The organism is Bacillus sp. TE8-1 (assembly GCF_008368855.1).
Classification (GTDB): domain Bacteria; phylum Bacillota; class Bacilli; order Bacillales; family Bacillaceae_G; genus Bacillus_A; species Bacillus_A cereus.
Genome location: NZ_QPET01000023.1, coordinates 9,613 through 30,442 on the forward strand (window position 1 = coordinate 9,613; position 20,830 = coordinate 30,442).

Sequence of the window (20,830 nt, forward strand, 5' to 3'; positions counted from 1 at the left end):
GGTTTCAACCAAACTACAATCTCTTTTTTGTTTCAATTACTTCCACCAAATCCAAGTCCAAAGGTAATTTCGCACATTTCGAGGAGTAATGCGAATGAAGCGTTCACCGTCAAAGAAGCAATTTAAATTTGGAAGTGCTTCATCTGGATTTTCTGGAACAAAGGTGACGATGTTTTCGTTACTTGTAACGGTTACTGTAATTGGTGGGTCGGTAGGCGAGACTTGAAGTTGTAATGAAATATTGGCCGTATTTTTAAATGGATTATTAACAGGTGGGCTTATCACTTGTACTGTGAATAACACGATAATTGTTTCGTTTGGTTCCAAATTAGTAGCGACTAGGAAACCGATATTCGGATTCGCTAGTGGAGAGCGTTCACCGTTAATAAAGACAGTGCCATTTATAAAGTGTAAACCTACTGGAATAGTATCTTGTAAAGAAATATTTGAGATTGAAATTTTGGAAGTATTTGTAATGCGTACCGTGTAATCAAAATATTGATTTAAATAAGCTGAGCTGACGGAAGCATTTTTCGTGACTGTTGCAGTTATAAATTGAATTGGTATACGAACAATATTTGAATTAACAATGAAAGTAATAATTGGATCCTGTGGTGTCAATTGAAAGGCAGCGGTAACTGTTGCAGAATTTATAATTGTACTGTTTGAAGGAATAGAAGTTACGAGAACTTGAAATGTTATAATTGCTACTGAATCTGCAGGTAAAGAGCCGATATTAATACCGGTGTCTGGACGAATATTTGGAACGGGAGTACCGTTAATTGTTACACTGTTTTCTATAAATGTTGTACCAGCTGGAATTGTGTCTATAACGGAAGTGCTGATTGTCGGAATTGGGGAGTGATTAAATATCGCTAATGTGAATGTAATGATATCTCCTATAACGACAATAGATTTGTCAGCTATTTTTTCAATGTCAACCATCGGATCAACGACTGTCGTTGTAACGGTATTTGTTTGCTTTGTAATCGTAATAGGTGGTTGGATTGGACCGACAATAGGCGTATAGGAAATAGTAGCATCGTTATTGATTGTAGATTGAAGAGTAGAAGAGGAAATTGTCACTTGGAATGTAATAATAACAGATTCATTTGGAGCAAGATTTCCTAACGTAATACCATTTTCCGGATTCGCATTAGGTTGATTGATTCCGTTAATCGTAACACTACCAATAACAAATGTCGTATCTGCTGGTGCTGTGTCTACTAAAAGAAGGTCTTCGATAATGATATTACCATTATTAGTAATCGTGATGGTATACGTTAAAGTTTGACCGGGTAAGGCACTTGTGAAATCAACAGCTTTTATCGCAATGACATTATCATTTTGGACAGTAGTTGTGACGGTGTTTGTTGTAGTCGTATTTGTAACAGGTACGTTATTTGGGTTGACTATATAGTTAAAAGTAGTAATTGCGTTGTTGTTTAGTTCATTTGGTGTTGGAATAGAAGTCACAGTTACTTGGAATGAAACGATAGCATCTCCACTAATAGTTATAGTACCAATTGGTATGCCGCTTACTGGATTCACTCCTGGAAGAGTTTCTCCGTTTACAATGACGCTATTTTCTATAAACGTAGTACCTTGAGGAATAATATCTTGAATGATTACATCATTTACTGCAACATTACCGGTTTGATTTAGTGTAATCGTATACGTTAACGTATCACCAACCGTTGCAAATGCAAGGTCAACAGCTTTATTACTATTCAAATTTGCGTGATTAATTTCTGTTGCGGCAGCTGATGAAATAATAGTTTCGGTAATAGGTGGTCGATCTGGTACCGTGTATTCATATTCAATTGTACTCGTGTTAGAGATTGGATTTGTTTGTGGAATCGAAGTAACCCGTACTTGGAATAGAATGGTTGCTGTCGTATTAGGCGGAATGTTATCAATTTGTATACCGTTAAGTGGATTGTCATTTGGCCGAGCGTTGCCATTCACGATAACACTATTCTCTATAAAGCTCGTATTTGCTGGGATGATATCTGTAACAATAATGTTTTCTACTTGTATATTCCCATTGTTTGTAATGGAAATAGTGTAAGGGATAATAGTTTGTAGGTCAGCATATTGGATAGGTGTTGTTTTTGTCGCAATTACATTAGCAGAAATAACTTCAGTGAAGGTAATATTGCTAGTCGATATTTGTTCTTCCACGTTTATTGTATAACGAGAAGTTGATTGATTTTGAACACGACCGCTGGCTGGAAGAGCTACGACGGTAACAGAAAATGTGACTGGGATAGAAGTGTTAGGAGCAATCGTTCCTACAAGTATACCAGCACTTGGATTGGCATTAAGCTGAGGAATGTTATTTACTAAAACGCTACCGTCAATAAAGGTTGTTCCATCAGGTATATTGTCTGTAAATACAACAGCAGTTGCATCCGTATTCCCCGTATTCGTTAAAGTTGTTGTATAAGTTAAAATGTCACCAATCGTTACAGAGGTCAAATCAACAGTTTTAAGTGAAACGATATCAGCATCATTAATTTGAACAAAAGTAGTATTGGAAGTAGTAGATTTTTGAATTGGTGCAAAGTCAGAATTGAAAATAAAGTCGTAGACGATGTTTGCAGTATTAGGTGTTGGATTTACAGCAGGTAAATTCGTAACGGAAACTTGGAATGTTATTGTAGCCATTTGACCTGCTGCGACATTAGGAATGGAAAAGCCGATATTTGGATCTGCTGCAGGAAGCACAGTATTATTAACTATTACACTTCCTGGAATAAATACTGTTCCATTCGCTATAGTATCTGTAAAAAAGATGGAGTTAGTTGTAGTCGATCCATTATTTTGAATGAATACTGTATATTCAATGGTTTCATCAATGTTAGCTAATACAGTATTAGTGGACTTTGTAGCAATAAGAATAGCATCAATAAATTGTATGTTTGTAGCATTGGAAGAGGTCGTTTCTGAAATTGGTGGTGTGCTTGGGTCTGGTCGATACTCATAGTGAATGACGGCGATATTATTAATGTTATTTTGTGGCGGTATAGAAACTACGCTTACTTGGAACGTAACAATAATCGTATTATTTGGAAGAATTATATCAAGATTGATACCGGTAATTGGATTTTCGTTAAGTCTTGGTACGCCATCTACAAGAATGCTATTTGGAACGAATGTGGTGCCAGAAGCAATTGCGTCAAGTAGGAGAGTATTTGTAATAGGTATTGTACCGGCGTTTGTAACTGCGACTGTATATGTGATGATTTGACCGATACGTGTAATGGATCTGTTAGCGGATTTAATTGCACTAACATTTGCCGTTCGCACTTCAGTATTTACTGCATTTGATAACGATCTACGCTGAATAATTGGAGAACTAGGGTCAATTTGGTATTCGTACGAAGTGTCTGAAATATTAATGACTGTATTGCCCTCTGGTATATTTGTAAGTTGTACTTGGAATGAAATAGTGACTGTTTCATTTGGTTGTATCGTGCCGAGAGTTACTCCGTTTTCAGGATTCACGCCAGGCTGAATTACATTATTTATTGCTAAGCTATCTTCAATGAATATAGTACCTTCTGGAATGGTATCAATGAACACGATATTGTTAGCCGGAACGGTTCCTATATTTTGAAGTGTATTTGTGTAGGTAATCATTTGCCCGATTGATACGAAATTTACATCCGCACTTTTAACAGAAATAATATTTGCATTTTGAAGTGATGTTGTAACAATGTTAGAATTTGCAGAGCGATTTACTGGTGGGGCTGTAGGAATACTTACATATTGGTAAGTTGCTGAAGATTGATTTACAATTTCAGTTTCATTCGGTGGATTATTTGTTTGCACTTGAAATAGTATCGTTTTGGAACTGTTTGCTGGAATTGTTCCAATCGGTATTCCGTTTTCAGGGTTTACACCTGGCTGAAGGACACCATTAATTGTGACACTATCGGGAACGAATGTAGTCCCAGCAGGGATAGAATCTGTAAAATTAATATTTATTGCGTCAACATTACCGATATTTTTCACTTCAGAAATATAAAGTATAGTTCCACCGATATCTACAGTTGTTGGATTGGATGTTTTTGTAATTGTCAATTGTGCTTGCACGAAATTTGTAATAACGATATTACTAGTAGATGTTTCAGTAATAGGCGGTTGCCCTGGGTCTGGTTGGATTGTATATGTTGTATTGGATTGATTTGTAATCGATTCTTGGGAGAATGAATCGTTAATAAGAATTTGGAACGAAATAAGGTGAGTAGCGTTTGCTGCTAAAGTAGGTAAAGTAACACCTACATTTGGATTGGCACCAAGTATAGTTGTTCCGTTAAGTGTAAAACTATTTTCTACGAATGTAGTATCTTGGGGGATCGTATCTGAAAATATGAGATTCGTAGCTGGAATATTTCCTGTATTTTCTAGTGTTATTGTGTAAGTCAAAATATCACCTGTTGTTGCTTGCTGTGCATTGACTGCTTTTAAAGAAAGGATAGTCGCATCCGAAATTTGTGTGAAAGCAGGATTAGACGTAATTGTTCGAGAGATGATAGGAGCAGTTGGATCGGCGATAAAAGTATAGTCAATACGGGCTGTATTAGAAATTGGGTTTACGCTTGGAATAGATTGAACGATAACCTGGAATGCTACAGTGACGATTTCTGACGGTGTGATGGAGTTTAATGGTATTCCTATGTTAGGATCAGCATCTGGAACGGAAACGCTATTAATAGTTACGCTATTCGGAATAAAGGCAGTTCCTTCGGGGACCAAATCTGTTAAAGTAACTGTATTTGCAGTAGTATTTCCGTTATTTTGAACGACTACTGTGTAAGTGATTGTACCGTCAGTAGATTGAACGAGAGAATCTGTACTTTTAATTACGGATAACGATGCATCAACAACAGCTGTATTAACCGTATTAGACGAGGATGTTGCTGTAACAGGAGGTTGACTTGGATCGACAATATACGTGTAACTTGTAAGTGCTTGATTTATAATTGCTCCTTGTGGTGGAATAGAACTTGCAAGAAATTGGAACGTAATAGTAGCGGAATCACCTGGTGCGATAATACCAACGGGAATACCGAGAGTTGGACTTGCATCTGGAAGTGAAATCCCGTTGAGCGTAACACTATTTGGAACAAATAATGCTCCTTCAGGAACTCCGTTAATGAGTAATACAGAGTTTGCAGGGAAGTTTCCAGTATTCGTTAATATTGCTGTATACGTAATTACATCCCCGATAGACACAATTGAACGATTTGCTTGTAAAACAGTTGTAACAGTCGCGTTATTAATTTGTGTTGAAGCGCTATTAGAATTTATCGTGCCTGTAACAGGAGGAGAGGCCGGATCAACGATGAATGTGTATTGAATAGATGCTACGTTTGTAATCGGATTTGAAGGTGGAGTTGATGTAACTATGACTTGGAAAGTAACGGTTAAGGAACTACCTGCGCTAATTGTTCCGATATTCACTCCGTTATTTGGATTTGCACCTGGAATGGTACTTCCATTTACAGCAAAACTATTTTCAACAAAGGTTGTTCCTGCTGGAACTGGGTCTGAGAAATTTACATTCGTAGCGTTTGTATTGCCGCTATTTTGAATCAAAACTGTATAAGTGATCGTATCTCCAATATTTGCAAAGGCTGTATTAGCAGTTTTTACAGCTGAAAGTATTGCTGTATTAATAGAAGTAACGAAGACATTCGTTTCCACATTGCCAGGCTGAGCCAGTAATGCATTGCCTACGTTATATTGGAAGTTAACAAATCCTAAGTTTTGGAGTTCAGGTGTGAACGTTGTTGGATTACTTACGATTTGTACTTGAAATATGATTGTAACAGTTTGATTTGGATTGATTATATTTATGCCAACACCGTTAATAATCGAAGCGGATGGTAATGGAGTGCCATCAACAATAACTGATCCTGCAACAAATTGTGTCCACGATGGTAAAGGGTCTGAGAATATAGCGTTGTTAGCAGGAATATTGCCTGTGTTCGTAATAGTCGTTGTATACGTAATCGTATCACCAATCGTCGCAAAAGTTTTATCTCCTATTTTAATAGTATTTAAAATAGCACTTTCAATTTTTGTTGTAACATTGTTAGAAATAATATTTTTTGAAACTGGGGGATTAGCTGGATTAACGATATGTTGAAAGCTAACGCTAGCTTGATTAGTAATTGGATTTATAGGCGGAATTTCATTGGCGATAATGTGAAATGCTACGATGACAGATTCGTTTGGCGCGATATCACCGATTGGAACGCCTGTAATGATATCTGCATTTGGGATGCTAGTTCCGTTCAGTGTAAAGCTATTCGGTTCAAAGGAAGTTCCGTCTGGAATAAGGTCGGTAAAAATAACATTTGTTGCACTCACATTTCCGCTATTTGTAATTGTAACGGTGTAGGTAATATCCTGCCCGATATCTACCGTAGATACATTTGAATTTTTTTGTGCAGTAAGGATAGCGCTATTAATTTGTGTTGTCGTTGTATTAGATTGATTAGAAGTTGTAATAGGTGGCTGGCTAGGATCAACGACATAATGATATGTGGTAGAAGCAGAGTTAGAAATGGGATTAAGTGTTGGAAGTGTAATAACAGTTGCTTGGAATGTAACGATTGCCGTATTACCACCATTAATGGAACCAATATTTACACCAGTTGATAAATCGGCGTTTGGAATGATTTGCCCATTAGCTGTGAAACTATTTGGAACGAAACTTAAATTGCTATCAAGAATATCGATAATAGTTACATCAGTTGCGGTCACATTCCCGGTATTAGGAAGGTTAAGTGTAAATGTTATTGTATTACCAACATCCGCAAAAGTAAGATTGGCTGTTTTGGTGCTAATAATAGTTGCGTTGTTTATTTGAAGGAGTGTAGTGTTGGAAGTAGCTGCACTTGAAACGGGAGGATTAACAGGATCAACAGTAAATTCATACGTCGTTGATGCTGTATTTGGTGCTGGGTTACTAGGGGGAATGCTGTTCACTGTAACTTGAAAGACGATACTATATATTTCATTTGGTGGAAGTGTTGCAAGTAATACACCTGTATTTGGATCCGCGTTAGGTTGTAAAACGCCATCGACAGTTAATGTGTTAGGAACAAATGTGAGTCCACTTGGTAATGTATCTGTGAATACAATATTAGTTGCATCGGTATTGCCTACATTGGTAATAGAAGTAGTATAAAAAGCAGTTTGCCCGATATCTGCAAAGGATACACTTTCATTTTTCGTCATAGACAATATTGCTTCGTTAATTTGGGTTGAAACAGGATTACTAATTGAAGTTTCTGCATCAGGTGGTGAGACTAATTGATACGATGTTGATGAGAAATTTACAATTGGGTTTTGGTTTGGTAATGATGTTACAGTAACTTGGAACGAAACTGTTACTGTAGTCCCGGCTGTTATTGTCCCAATATTCACACCGTTCGATGGATCCGCCCCACTTTGAGGAACTCCGTTAATAGAAAATGTGTTTGCAATAAATGTAGTGACGCTTGGCACTGTATCTGTAAATATAACATTTTGTGCAGATGAGTTTCCATTGTTTGTTAAAATGACAGTATAAGTGAGTGTGTCTCCAATACGACTAAAGGATTTATCGACTTGTTTTAATGAAAGAATGTTAGCTGTATTAATCGTAGTAAACACTGTGTTTGAAGTAACGTTTCTTGAAACAATCGGTGCATTTGGATCAGCGATAAATGTGTAAGAAGCAGTAGCGGAATTGGCTACAGGATTTTGGTTTGGTGTAGAAGTAGCAGTAACTTGAAATGCGATAGATATTGATTTGTTAGGAGCAATTGATCCGATTGTTATACCTGTATTAGGATCGAGTCCGATGTGTGTACTGCCATTGATTGTGACACTATTCGGAATGAACGTTGTGCCGTCTGGAATAAGATCAGTGAAAGTAATATTAGTTGCATTTGTATTGCCATTATTCGTTAAAATGGTTGTATAGGTAATGGTATCACCTAGTGTAACAATTGTTTGATCGACCGATTTTGCCATCGTTATCATAGCATCTAGTACCGGGTTTGTAACGATATTCGTTGAAGTAGAAGTTGTAATAGGAGTTCCGTTTGGATCGACAGAATAAGAATATAAAATTGTGTCATTACCCATAATTGAACTTGAAGGGGGAACAGAAAGAACATTTGCTTGGAAAGTAACGGTTACTGTTACACCAGGAGCGATATTTGGTATAGTTACTCCAAGTGCTGGTTGCGCACCAGATTGCTGAACCCCATTTATTTTGACTGAGTTTGGTATAAAGGTAGTGTTAGCTGGAATTGCGCTCGTGAACGTTATATTCGTTGCAGTCGTATTTCCTGTATTTGTAATAGTTGTTGTATACGTAATCGTATCTCCAACAGAAATGATAGATTTATCAACGCTTTTTTGGGTCGTTAATATTGCACTATTAATTGTTGTCGAAACAGCATTAGATACGTTCGTTTGTGTTACGGCAGGTTGGCTAGGATCAACTACATGTGCAAATTGTACAGAACTAAAATTAGAAATTGGATTTATACTTGGAATGTTTGTAACAAGTACGTTGAGAGTAATCACGGCCGTTCCATTTGGGTTTATATTTCCAATCTGAATCCCGTTAGATGGATTTCCGATTTGCTGTGTACCAGAATCGTTTGTAAGAGTGCCAGATATGAATGTCGTCCCATCAGGTAAAGTATCCGTGAAAATTATATTTTGTGAAGTGACATTTCCAGGGTTACTTAATGTAATTGTATAAGAAATTGTATCACCAATCGTTGCGAAAGTTTTATCTACAGATTTGATTGCCACAATTTCTCCAGAATTTATTTGTGTCGAAACAGAATTAGATGTCGTATTTCGTGAAACAAGTGGTAAATTAGGTCCTGTCATAAATTTATAATCAATAGAAGCGCCGTTTACAACCGGTGAGTTTGGTCCGCCTGGTCCAATTGTGAAAATTGGATTTGGAATGCTAACTACTTGCACACGGAAGGTAACATTTATAAAATCTCCTGCAATAATATCTCCAATTGGTATCCCGTTCGCTGGATTTACTCCAGGTAATAAAACTCCGCCTACTCGAACGCTATCTTCTATAAATACTGCGTCATTTGGAATCGGATCTGTAAAAATGATATTCGTAGCAGTTGTGTTTCCTACATTTTCTAATAAAACTGTATACGTTAAAAATGAATTTCCAGGTGCTATGTCAGAAAATAGCCGATCCACACTTTTCGTTGCTTGAATAATCGCTTCGTTAATTTGAACTAAAGTTGGATTACTTGTAGCTGTTTCTGTCACCGGCGGCTGGGTAGGATCAACAATGATCGAGTATGTCGTGCTAGACTGGTTCAAAGTTGGATTTGTAACTGGTATTGAGCCAACGATAGCTTGAAAGCTAATTGTTGTCGTTCCTCCAACTGGAATTGAGTCTAAAGAAATCCCGCTATCTGGTCTAAATCCAAGTTGTGGGATGGTATTAATTTGTACGCTATCAGGAACGAATGAAAGTTCAGGTGGTAATATATCGATAAAAACAGGTGTGTTTGCGGCAGTATTTCCGCTATTGGTGAGGGTAGTTGTATACGTAATTGTATCTCCAACAGCAGCAAAAGCACTGCTTGCAGTTTTTGTTGCGATAACAGAAGCAGTATTTACTTGTGTAAAGGTTTTATTAGATTGAACTGTTCGTGAAACTGGCGGTTCATTTATATCTACAATAAAGCTATATTGAAGCGATGATTTATTCGGGATTGGATTAGGGTTTGGAAGTGTTGCAATGTTTACTTGAAAACTGAGTGTAGCAGATGCATTTGAATTCAAGTTACCAATATTGATACCATTTTGTGGATTTGCATTCGGAACGGTTACACCATTTATCTTAAAGCTATTTGGGATAAAGGTAGTACCGTTTGGAATTGTATCAGTAAAAATAATGTTGTTCGCAGTAGTATTTCCGTTGTTTGTAACAGCTGAAGTGAATGTAATTGTATCACCAATTGTAGCGAAAGTTGTACTAGCGCTTTTATTTATTACTAAAGTAGCGTCAATAATTGGTGTAACTGTTGTATTTGTTACAGTGCTACCAACAGCAGGAGATTGGTTTGGATTTACGGTATATTCATAATTTACAAGAGCATTATTTGTTAATGTGCCACTAGGTGGTATCGCTAAAATTTGTGCTTGAAAAGTAATGAATACAGTATCTCCTGGCGAAATATCTGCCAAGTGAACACCAAGTGATGGATCTAATCCTGGTTGTGGAACATTATTGATCGTTACGGAGTTTTGGATAAATGAAGCTCCTGCGCCAAGCCCATCTGTTAAAACAGTTGCACTAGCAGGGGTATTACCTGTATTTGTTACTGCAATCGTATAAGTAACGATATCTCCAATTGCAGCATTCGGTGTGTTCACTGATTTTGTAGCGATAATCGTAGCGTTATTAATTTGAGTTGTTATTACGTTACTTAACGTATTGGCGGATGCTGGAGGTAAGTTAGGGTCTATGACGTACTGGTACGTTGTATTGCTTTGGTTCGGGATTGGATTTGGGTTCGGTATAGAATTTACTTGTACTTGGAACGAGATGATCGTATTTGCATTCTGATTTATTGGATCGATTGCAATTCCGCTTGCTGGATTGACATTAGGCAGTCTATTCCCATTTACAGTAACACTATTAGGAATAAACGATGTTCCGTTTGGAATTACATCTGTAAATATTACATTTGATGCAAGTGTGTTCCCGTTATTCGTTAAAGTAGTCGTGTACGTAATAATATCATTTACGTTAGCAAACTGTTTATCTGCAGATTTAGTAGCGGCAATTGAGGCGTTATTAATAGTTGTCTGTACAGTGTTAGAAGCAACCATCTGCATCACAGCAGGTTTGGATGGATCATACGTATATTGGAATGTTGTGCCTGATTGATTTGTAATTGGGTTTACAGCAGGGATAGTTGGTACAAAAACTTGAAATGCAACGGTGCGTGATGAATTCGCTCCTATCGTACCAATTGAAATGCCGGTGGCAGGATTTGCGTTAGCTACAGGGACATTATTAATCGTTACAGTATTAGGAATGAAGAGGGTACCCGCTGGAATGATATCTGTAAACGTTACATTAGCAGCAGGGATATTCCCGTTATTTGTTAAAATAGTTGCATATAGTATGACATCACCGACATCAGCGAAGTTTGTACTCGTTAGTTTTGTAGCAACGATATTAGCAGTATTAATTTGTGTAGTTACTATATTACTAGCAGCGTTTCTAACGAGAGCAGGTAAATTTGGATCAGCGATAAAGCTATATTGAAGTGAAGCGCTGTTTTGAATTGGGTTTGGTGAAGGTAGCCCATTTGCACTTATTTGAAAAACAATCGTTGTAAAACCACCTGAAGGAATGGAGCCGACTTGAAGACCGGTACTAGAGTCTGCACCTTGTTGTAAAGTACCACCTATAAAAATACTATTTGGTACGATAGTGGAGCCATTAGGGATTATATCGGTAACAATAACATTATTTGCTGTAGTATTGCCAAGATTAGCTAAAGAAATTGTATATGTGATTGGTTGCCCGACATCGGCGATAGTTAAATCTACTTCTTTGACAATCACTACATTTGCTAAATTAATTTGTGTACTTACAGTGTTACTTACAGATGTTTCTATAGTTGGTGGATCGCCCGGATTTAGAATAAAGCTATACTGTGTACTAGATGAATTTAATGTTGGGTTTTGTGTTGGTAAAGAGGTGACGGTTACTTGATAAGAGACAGTAAGTGAGCCATTAGCAGCAATGGAAGGTAGTGGAACACCTATATTTGGATCTGCGTTATTTTGGAGTACACCATTAATAAGAAAAGTGTTTGGAATAAAGGTAGTACCGTCTGGATTCGTATCTACGAAAGTAGGACTATCAGCAGAAACACTTCCTGCATTCGTCAAAGTAACAGTATAAGTTAATATATCCCCTACGGTAGCGAACGCTCGGTCCACTGTTTTGGCTGAAATGACATTTGCATCGTTTACTTGAGTAAATGTAGTAGTTGAAGTAGTGTTCTTACTTACAGGTGAAGCGTTTGGATCAACGATAAAGTTATAGGAGATGGAAGCGCTATTTGAAATAGGGTTTGGATTTGGAATGCTAGTTATTACTACTTGGAATGAAGCTGTAATTGTAGTATTAGCATTGATGCTACCAATATTGATGCTAGCTGGTGTAACGCCTGGCTGAGTAACACTGTTAACTATAACGCTGTTTGGGACAAAGGCGGTTTCATTCGCAATTGAATCAGATAGTAATATATTGTTCGCTGCAACATTTCCATCATTCGTAAGAGCAAAGGTGTAAGTTAATACATCGCCAACTTCCGCAAACGTTTTATCTACAGATTTATTAACATGGAGATTTGCTAGTCTAATTGTTGATGCAACAGAATTAGAATTTGCTGTTTTTGAAGTCGGTGGCAAACTTGGATTTACAGTATATAGATAAGAAGCGAAGGCGTTATTAATGATAGGATTTTGGGTCGTAATATTGATGACTGTTACTTGGAAAGAAAGGGTAACAGTAGCCCCACCAGGGATTGTGCCGATAGGTAAAGCAACGAGAGAATCTACATTTTGTAAAACTCCGTTTAGTGTTACAGTACCAGGAGTCAATATCGTTCCGTTTGGAAGTGGATCTGTTAGTTGAACGTTATTAGCGGCCGTATTTCCACTGTTTGTAATAAGGATTGTATAACTTATTGTTTCACCAATTGTAGCAAATTGTTTATTTGTTGATTTTGTTAATGTTACATTCGCATTGTTAATTTGAGTGGAAACGAGATTCGAAGAAATATTTTTTGTAACAGGTGATTGGCTAGGATTGACAGTATATTGATAAGAAGCGCTTGATCCGTTAGATACGACATTTGACGTGGGTATTGTGTTTACTACTACTTGAAATGCAACATTTTTTGTTGTGCCGCTTGTTATGGATCCAATGTTCACGCCGGTAGCGGGATTTGCACCCACTTGTGTCGTGCCATCTATTGTTAAACTGTTTAGAACGAAAGTTGTTCCAGTAGGGATGATATCTGTAAAAATAACATTGTTCGCATTTGTATTACCTGTACCTGTAAAGGAAACGGTGTACGTTAGTGTATCACCAATATCTGCAAAATTTTTATCTACTGCTTTCGTCATTGTTACAGTAGCATTATTCACTTGAGTGGAGACAATATTTGTCGTATCAGTCCCACTTACTGCTGGTTGATTAGGTACAGGAATGTATTGATATGTTGTTGTTCCACTATTTAATATTGGGTTTGTTTGAGGGATAGAAGGAACGAGCACTTGGAATGAAATAGTAGTAGTGGAATTTGCGGCAATTGAACCAATTGTTATACCATTAGCGGGATTTGCGCCAGCTTGAGTAACTCCGTTCACAGTTACACTCCCTGGAATGAAAGTAGTCCCGCTAGGAATCGGATCCGTATATATCACATTCGTTGCAGCGATATTTCCTATATTAGCTAAGGCAATACTGTAAGTTAATGTTTCACCAATATCGGTAAAAAGTTTGTTAACTGATTTTGTTCCATTAATATCTGCAAGGTTAATTTGTGTTCCAGCAGAGTTACTTGTTGCAAGACCATTAAAAGTTGTTCCTCCGGCGATTGGTGTATATTGAAATGTAATATTAGCAGTGTTAGAGATAGGATTTTGACTTGGAAGAGAAACGACAGTAGCTTGGAAAGTTACTATACGAGAAGCACCATTATTAATTGTTCCAAGAGATATACCAGCCGCAGGATTTGCATTTGTTTGTGGTACGTTATCTACTGTTACAGTGCCGGGTATAAAAGAAGTACCATTAGGGAGACTATCTATAAAAATAGCGTTATTGGCAGGAAGAAGCCCGGTGTTAGGGATAGTAACTGTATAAGTGAGAATATCTCCAATTGCAGCAACACTTTTATTTACGCTTTTCGTCGCTTGTATATTTGGTGAGTTTATATTAATTTGTAAGCCTACTGTATTTAACATATATGCGTCTCCGTTAGTAGTTAAACGGATTGCGGCGGATACTTGTGAGTTTGTTAAATAAGGAGAAATATCAATGGAAGTAATGTCCCAGCCCTGTCTTCCTGCGGAGATGTTTGTACTTGTAGAAGCACTTTGATTTCGCGTTCCAAATGTCCCAGTTGTATCTAAGTTTCCTGCAGCATTATTAACTTGAGAACCGAAGAAATTATTTATGGCATTATTTGGCCCAGATAAAGCATTTAATGAACTGAAATTTGGTCCAAATAAAGCTTGATCCCCGGTTAAATCTGCATCTCCTTCGGTAGAACTTAAAAATAATCTCCCGCTTACTGGTCCTCCTGAAGGTGTTAAAAATCCAGAAACAGATACATCGGCACTACCAGTTTCTGCAGAAACACGGTTACCAGCTACATAAATGGTTAAGTTTCTTGCTGGCAATGTCCCGTTTTGATAAGCGACGATAAGCGTCCATCCAGCCGAATTAATTGTTCCATTAGAAGCATCTATAGGATCTACAAGTCCAGGAACCGCTCCTGTAGTATAGGAACCAGCACCTCCCGCTTGAATAAGAGTTGTTACGTCTGCTGAACGAGTGTAAAAGCCAAATGTAATAGAGTTTGAAACGAAAGTTTGATTTGAAGCCGTAACAGATGAAGGAGTAATCGAGTATGTTGAAACAGGTGTTGTAAAAGAAACTGGGTTTCCTAATACACTCGTAATGTTTTGATCACGAGATAAATAGTTTCCACCCCAAACGAGTTCTGCGTAAAGAATAGTACTACCAGCAGGGATATTTAAAATAGCGGTAGAACTATTTTGTGTATAGTTTAATGTTGTACCAGCAGGAAAAGTAGTTACTTGTAAAGCAGTATTCGTAGTTGCGAATGCACCAATTGCCCCGATTGTACCAGCACGGTTTTGATTGCTGATTTTACTTAAGCCTAAAGTATTACCTGTAATAGCGAGTGCGCCGTTAGTGGTGGTAGAAAATCGATTCGTAATGGGCATGTTGTCACCTCATTTACAATATAGTCTTGGTCAAAATAACATATGTGTGTGACAAATAAAGGGAAACATGTACAAGTTGATTTCGTAATAATGATTTAAATGTCTAGATAAGGGGATGGAGTATGAGTGAATTGGAAATTAGGGTGGAGCGTCTTAGGAAAGAACAAATAAGCGACATTGTAGCGCTATCTTCTTATATTGGGTGGGATTATAACAGAGAAGAAATTGAGACTATTTTTAACGCAGGGATTGTATACGGTGTTTGGAATGAGAGAGAGGAACTAATTGCTAGCGCGGCAATAATATTATATGGGGAGAAATTAGCGTCTATCGGAATGGTGATTGTACATCCAGATTATAAGGGGAGAGGGATTGGAAAGATAATAACGGAAGCGTGCGTTAAAAGCGTATCAGCTCATACTCCAATTATGCTTATTGCTACGGATGAAGGGAAACCTTTATATGAAAAGTTAGGATTTAGGGCAGTAAGTTATGTTTCTAAATACATATGTAACTCATACAATGCGAAAGATTATTGTATAAGAAATGAAGATTATGTGATGAATTATGAAGAGGGTGATTTAGAAAAAATAATAAAAATAGATGAATATGCGTTTGGAACAAATAGAAAAGAGTTTTTAAAGAAAAGAATTATGCAAAGTGAACAGTGTATCGTTGTAAAGGACAAGGAACAAAATGTATTAGGTTACGGTTTAAGCATACAAACACCAGAAAATAAGATAATAGGGCCGGTTGTTGCTAAAAATGATGAGATGGCAATGAGAATTGTACATGATTTAGCAAAAGGGCATAATGGTAAATTAAGAATTGATGTACTAGAAGGAAAGAAAGATTTCATGAAAGTATTAGAGATTGCTGGTTTTAAAAAGGTGAATACACCACCAATTATGATGAAAAATAGCGGTCAATTATTAAAAAGGAATAATGAGTTATATAGCATTGCAGCACAAATTTTTGGGTGAAAAAGAATCCTTCTGAATGAAGGATTCTTTTTCGCTAATCACGATATTGATCATGAGTCGGCTGAAAGAGGTCTTCCTCGATATCTCTCACCATAGAAAAATGATCAACGTTATAATGACCGTGTAAAGTTTTATTGTGATGACTAATAATTTGTTCTGCAGACAATACGTTAGAATCAGTTGTTGAATGACCGTTTTTAATTAATGTAACGTCAAATCCTTGTACAGTTGCTGCTCTAACTGCAGTGTCAATGCAATGTTCTGTTTTACATCCGCCTATAACAATATGATTAATGTTTTCTTCTTTTAAAAGTTCAAGTAAAGAAGTGCCGTAGAATGAATTGGTTGCTGCTTTATTAATAAAGATTGCAGACTGGGGTACTTGAATTTGATTATGTACTTCAAATCCTTCGCCACTACCAGAAGCAACATCGATATCTCTTACGAAAACAATAAGAGCATTTGAATCTATTGCTTTCTGCAGGGCTATATTTAGTGTAGATAATAGCTCGGTTTTACGAAAAACTTCATTTTCTTGCTCATTTCCATCAATTAATTCTTGCTGAGCGTCGATAATTAATAGTGCTTGTTTCATCGTGTCTCCCCTTTAATATGAAATAAGTTCCACTGTACATATTCCTTCAGATTGTTAGAAAATCCTCCATTGTAAGCGAAGTAGAAGATTGATTTACAAAGTTGTCAAAGAAATTTCATTCTCATAGCGTGTAAAAACATGTATGATAGGAGATGGAGAATTTTTGAGTAGGTGGGAATAACATGCAAACAGTAGAAGATTATCTTTCATTCTTACATACGAAAGGATTTAAATTATCAGAGGAAGCACAAGGGTTTATTATGTTTGGACAAGGATATACTGGTGCGTCTGATGGGATTGTGAACGCAGCAATAGAAGCGACAATTAAACATCAATTGCAGTTTGATGGTAGTTATTTCGTTGCGTTATTAGAACGATTGAAAGAGGAAGAAATTACAGATAAAAAAAGCGCTAAGGCTTTTATGCGGAAGTTACAAGCGTAACTTCACGCAGCCTGCGCTTCTTTTTTTGTTTTGGAAGGTAATTCAACAAAAATCATGCCTAGAAAAATACATAGACATCCGATAATAGCAGAAATAGAAAGTTGTTCATTTGCAACGAGAACGCCTGTTAATGCAGCAAAAACGGGCTCCATTGCGAAAATAATTGCTACCCTCGTTGGAGAAGTGTGTTTTTGTGCCGATGTTTGAATGAAAAAAGCAATAGATGTTGCAAACAGGGCAGTTAGAAAGAGTGCGAATAAAAAGGATTGATTCGTCCATAGTGATATTGAAAATAACTTTTCCCAATCTTCAAACAAAAAAGCGCAAATAGAAGAAAATATACCAACAGCTAATACTTGAGATGTGCTTAATAATAAAGGTGATATTTTTTTAGAAAAGAAGCCGTTAATAAGAATATGGGCAGCGAAAGCGACTGCACAACCAAGAACAAGTATATCTCCTATATTTAATTGGAAAGAATCAGCAGCTGTTAATAAGTACAAACCTGTTGTAGCTACAGCAATACCAAGTACGATGAAAATGGTGGCTTTTTGTTTTAAAAAGATAAATGATAAGATTGGGACCATAACAATGCTTAGCCCAGTTAAGAAACCTGCTTTTGAAGAAGTTGTATAAAGTAAGCCAAATGTTTGTAATAAATAGCCAACAAATAAGAAGAACCCAACCATTAATCCAGCTAAACTACTATGTTTTAATTCTTGTTTTGAAGTTTTCTGTGAAAAAATAATTTGAACGAATAATAAAATAATTCCAGCGAATAAAAAGCGAATACCATTAAACGTAAATGGACCAACGAAAGACATAGCGTTTTGAACGACAACAAACGTAGCTCCCCAAATAAAAGAGACAAATAATAAAGCAAGAGGAGCAATCCACTCTTTTTTCACACTCATACCCCCGTTAATTTTGTAAGATAGCTTTTCTAGCTAATTCATCAGCTACTTTATTTTGACTACTTGGAATCCACTTAATAAAAAAGAGATCGAAGTTTTTTATGTACTGTAGTGCTTCATCTAAAAGAGGTGCAAATATTGTATTTTTTGCGTATTCCTTTTCAACAGCCCGCTCAACAAGCTGCGAATCTGTACGAAAAGAGACAGTGCTATAATTATGCTCAATGCAATATTTTAATGCTAGAAGTAAAGCGCGGTATTCTGCTTCATGATTGGACATTGTTCCAAGTGGTACTGATAATTGTACAGGCGGATGAACGCCTTTAATAAATACTCCTGCACCAGAAGGACCAGGATTTCCTTTTGATGCACCATCAATATATACTTCAATCAAAATGAGAAACCTCCAAATTATAAGATTATCCCCTACTTAAATATTTTTTTGAAGTAGGGGATAGAGTAGTTATCCGATTGTGATGCTGTAACGACATGTAAATGTTTCATTCGCTTGTAAAGATTGAATTCCCTTTTTGTCCTTGAAATCTTTTGCTGGATTTACTTCATCAGCGATTCCATACCAAGGTTCAATACATAAGAAAGGTGCGTTATTCCCTGGTGTCCATACGCCGACAAAGGGAAATCCATCAAATTCTACTTTTACAAATTTATTATGTTTATGAGAACGAATCGAAATTTCATTCGTATTCATATGTTCAAAAATAAGCGCATCATTTTTGAATAAATCATATGTAAGTGGCAATTCAGTCGTATTTTCAGCGATTAATTGCTTTTTGTTTGAAAGATAAGGTCCTTCTAATACGCTTGTTTCTAAGCGTTCCAAACCATTAAACGATAAGTGATAATCTGTAAATGATTCACCGTCCAATAAAGGGAAGTTGAATCCAGGGTGTGCTCCAATTGAGAAGAACATCTCTTTTGAAGTAGGATTGTTTACTTCATATGTTACATGAACACTTTGTCCATCTAGCTCATAAGAAACGAGTAATTCGAATTCGTATGGGTATTTTTTTAATGTTTCTTCATTACTAGTAACGGTATAAGTGATCTTTGTTTCGCTTTGTTCTTTCACAGAGAAAGTAAGATCACGGGCGAAACCGTGTTGTGTTAATGAATATGGTTTACCGTCTACGTAGTATGTATTATCTACTAATCGACCGACAATTGGGAACAAAATTGGTGCACGGCGTCCCCAATAAGTAGAATCACCTTGCCATAAATATTCTATGTTGTCTTCTTTTAAGCGAACGCTCTGTAATTCTGCACCTTTGTCAGAAATGGAAACGATCACTTTTTCATTTTGAATTGTTGCTGTCATGAAGTGAAACCTCCTAAATCTTTCATATGTTTTATTATACGTTGTCTAAAAGAAAAAAGGTAGTTCACGATAGGAATCTATTGACGAAAGAGGGGCTACCACGTAAAATATAATCTTGTTGCTTAAAAAACGAATAACGTGGTTCGAAACCATCCCACGTAAAAAAACTAAGGAGATTTTGTCATGAATATTAGAACTTTAGTCGGTAATGGTATTTTAGCGGCATTATATATTGCTGTTTCTATGCTTATTCAGCCATTTGGCTTTACGAATGTACAGTTTCGTATTTCAGAGATGTTTAATCATCTCGTTGTATTTAACAAGAAAGCAATTTACGGAATTGTATTAGGTGTATTTTTAACGAATCTCTTTTTCTCACCTATGATCGCTTATGATTTAGTATTTGGAGTAGGTCAATCTATTCTTGCATTAGTTGCAACGATTATTTCTATGCGGTTTATTAAAGGTGTTTGGGCTCGTATGATTTTTAATACAGTTATCTTTACGATTACAATGTTTATGATTGCAATTGAACTTCATCTTGCATTTGATCTACCATTTATGTGGACTTGGTTAACATGTGCAGCAGGTGAATTCGTAGTAATGGCGATCGGTATGCCTGTAATGTACTGGATTAATAAGCGAGTACAATTTGAAAGATTTATGTAATAGATGAAAGAGCTATTCCTATGGGATAGCTCTTTTTGTATGTAATCATATTGAATATTATGCTGTGACTCTAGATAAAATATAATAAAATAAAGTGAGGCTTTCATTAGCTGGCTACATATAAGAAGTCTTATATAAGGGGAATGTAGTATGAAATATAAAATTCATTGGTTGTATAAAACGAAGCGCGGGTTGCAGACGGAATTAACAACAGAGTATATGAGTATAGAAGAAGTACTTCAATTTGCAGAGGATTTTGAGAAAACAGGAAGAGTAAAAGAATTTTCATTTTATGATGAAATGGACGCAGAATGGTCATTAAAAGAGATGAAAAAGTTAAGTAAGCAAGTAGAGGAAGAGCCCCAAGAAATACTCGTTTATTTTGATGGTGGGTATGATGTGCAAACGAAAGAAGCTGGGGTTGGTATATGTGTGTATTATAAAAAAGGAAATACAAACTACCGCATTCGCCGCAATGCATATATAGAAGGTATATATGATAATAATGAAGCGGAATATGCATCATTATTATACGGTATGAATATACTCGAGGAACTAGGGATTAAGTATGAAGCAGTTACACTTCGCGGAGACTCACAAGTGGTACTGCAGCAATTAGCCGGAGAATGGCCTTGTTATGATGAACATTTAAATCATTATTTAGATCAAATTGAACAAAAGGCGAAGCAAATGAAATTAAAACTTATATGTGAGCCGATATCTAGAAAACAAAATAAAGAAGCACATCAATTAGCTACGCAAGCATTGGAAGGAACAGTTATTGATAGTCATAAAGAAATAACTGAATAGAGAGGTGCAAA

General features: G+C 36.5%; 9 protein-coding genes and 1 riboswitch. Of the genes, 4 read left to right on the forward strand and 5 right to left on the reverse strand.

Annotated features, from left to right (window positions below):
- Positions 1 to 36 precede the first annotated feature (36 nt).
- Positions 37 to 15,069, reverse strand: coding sequence for a DUF7507 domain-containing protein (locus tag DN404_RS21115; RefSeq protein WP_149215424.1), 15,033 nt, complete (start codon positions 15,067 to 15,069; stop codon positions 37 to 39).
- A gap of 122 nt (positions 15,070 to 15,191) precedes the next feature.
- Between DN404_RS21115 and DN404_RS21120 the strand changes: the two genes are divergently transcribed.
- Positions 15,192 to 16,052 (forward strand): GNAT family N-acetyltransferase, encoded by an 861-nt coding sequence (locus DN404_RS21120; RefSeq protein ID WP_149215425.1) that lies wholly within the window; start codon positions 15,192 to 15,194, stop codon positions 16,050 to 16,052.
- A gap of 34 nt (positions 16,053 to 16,086) precedes the next feature.
- Here DN404_RS21120 and DN404_RS21125 read toward each other — a convergent pair whose 3' ends face one another.
- Positions 16,087 to 16,647 carry a cysteine hydrolase family protein gene (locus tag DN404_RS21125; RefSeq protein ID WP_006928708.1) on the reverse strand — a complete coding sequence of 187 codons (561 nt, stop codon included), beginning with the start codon at positions 16,645 to 16,647 and terminating at the stop codon, positions 16,087 to 16,089.
- Positions 16,648 to 16,829: 182 nt separating this feature from the next.
- On the opposite strand from DN404_RS21125, the gene DN404_RS21130 reads away from it, so the two are divergent.
- Entirely contained in the window at positions 16,830 to 17,090 is a 261-nt protein-coding gene (locus DN404_RS21130; protein ID WP_001195212.1) for a DUF6123 family protein, read from the forward strand.
- Between the two features lie 2 nt (positions 17,091 to 17,092).
- Here the strand turns inward: DN404_RS21130 and DN404_RS21135 are convergent, their stop codons facing one another.
- The 3 genes from DN404_RS21135 to DN404_RS21145 all read right to left on the reverse strand — a co-directional run bounded on the left by DN404_RS21135 (position 17,093) and on the right by DN404_RS21145 (position 19,340).
- A complete protein-coding gene (locus DN404_RS21135; RefSeq protein ID WP_000712609.1) occupies positions 17,093 to 17,998 on the reverse strand; it encodes a DMT family transporter in 906 nt (301 codons plus the stop codon).
- Between the two features lie 13 nt (positions 17,999 to 18,011).
- Complete coding sequence (locus DN404_RS21140; RefSeq protein WP_149215426.1) at positions 18,012 to 18,398, reverse strand: reverse transcriptase-like protein; 387 nt, start codon at positions 18,396 to 18,398, stop codon at positions 18,012 to 18,014.
- Between the two features lie 69 nt (positions 18,399 to 18,467).
- Entirely contained in the window at positions 18,468 to 19,340 is an 873-nt protein-coding gene (locus tag DN404_RS21145; RefSeq protein WP_061113376.1) for an aldose 1-epimerase family protein, read from the reverse strand.
- A gap of 132 nt (positions 19,341 to 19,472) precedes the next feature.
- Positions 19,473 to 19,517, forward strand: a riboswitch (PreQ1 riboswitch).
- Between the two features lie 6 nt (positions 19,518 to 19,523).
- Between DN404_RS21145 and DN404_RS21150 the strand changes: the two genes are divergently transcribed.
- Positions 19,524 to 20,009: a QueT transporter family protein gene (locus DN404_RS21150; RefSeq protein WP_001026471.1), complete on the forward strand. Its 486-nt coding sequence runs from the start codon at positions 19,524 to 19,526 to the stop codon at positions 20,007 to 20,009.
- 150 nt (positions 20,010 to 20,159) lie between these two features.
- A complete protein-coding gene (locus tag DN404_RS21155; RefSeq protein WP_000875557.1) occupies positions 20,160 to 20,819 on the forward strand; it encodes a ribonuclease H family protein in 660 nt (219 codons plus the stop codon).
- Positions 20,820 to 20,830 lie beyond the last annotated feature (11 nt).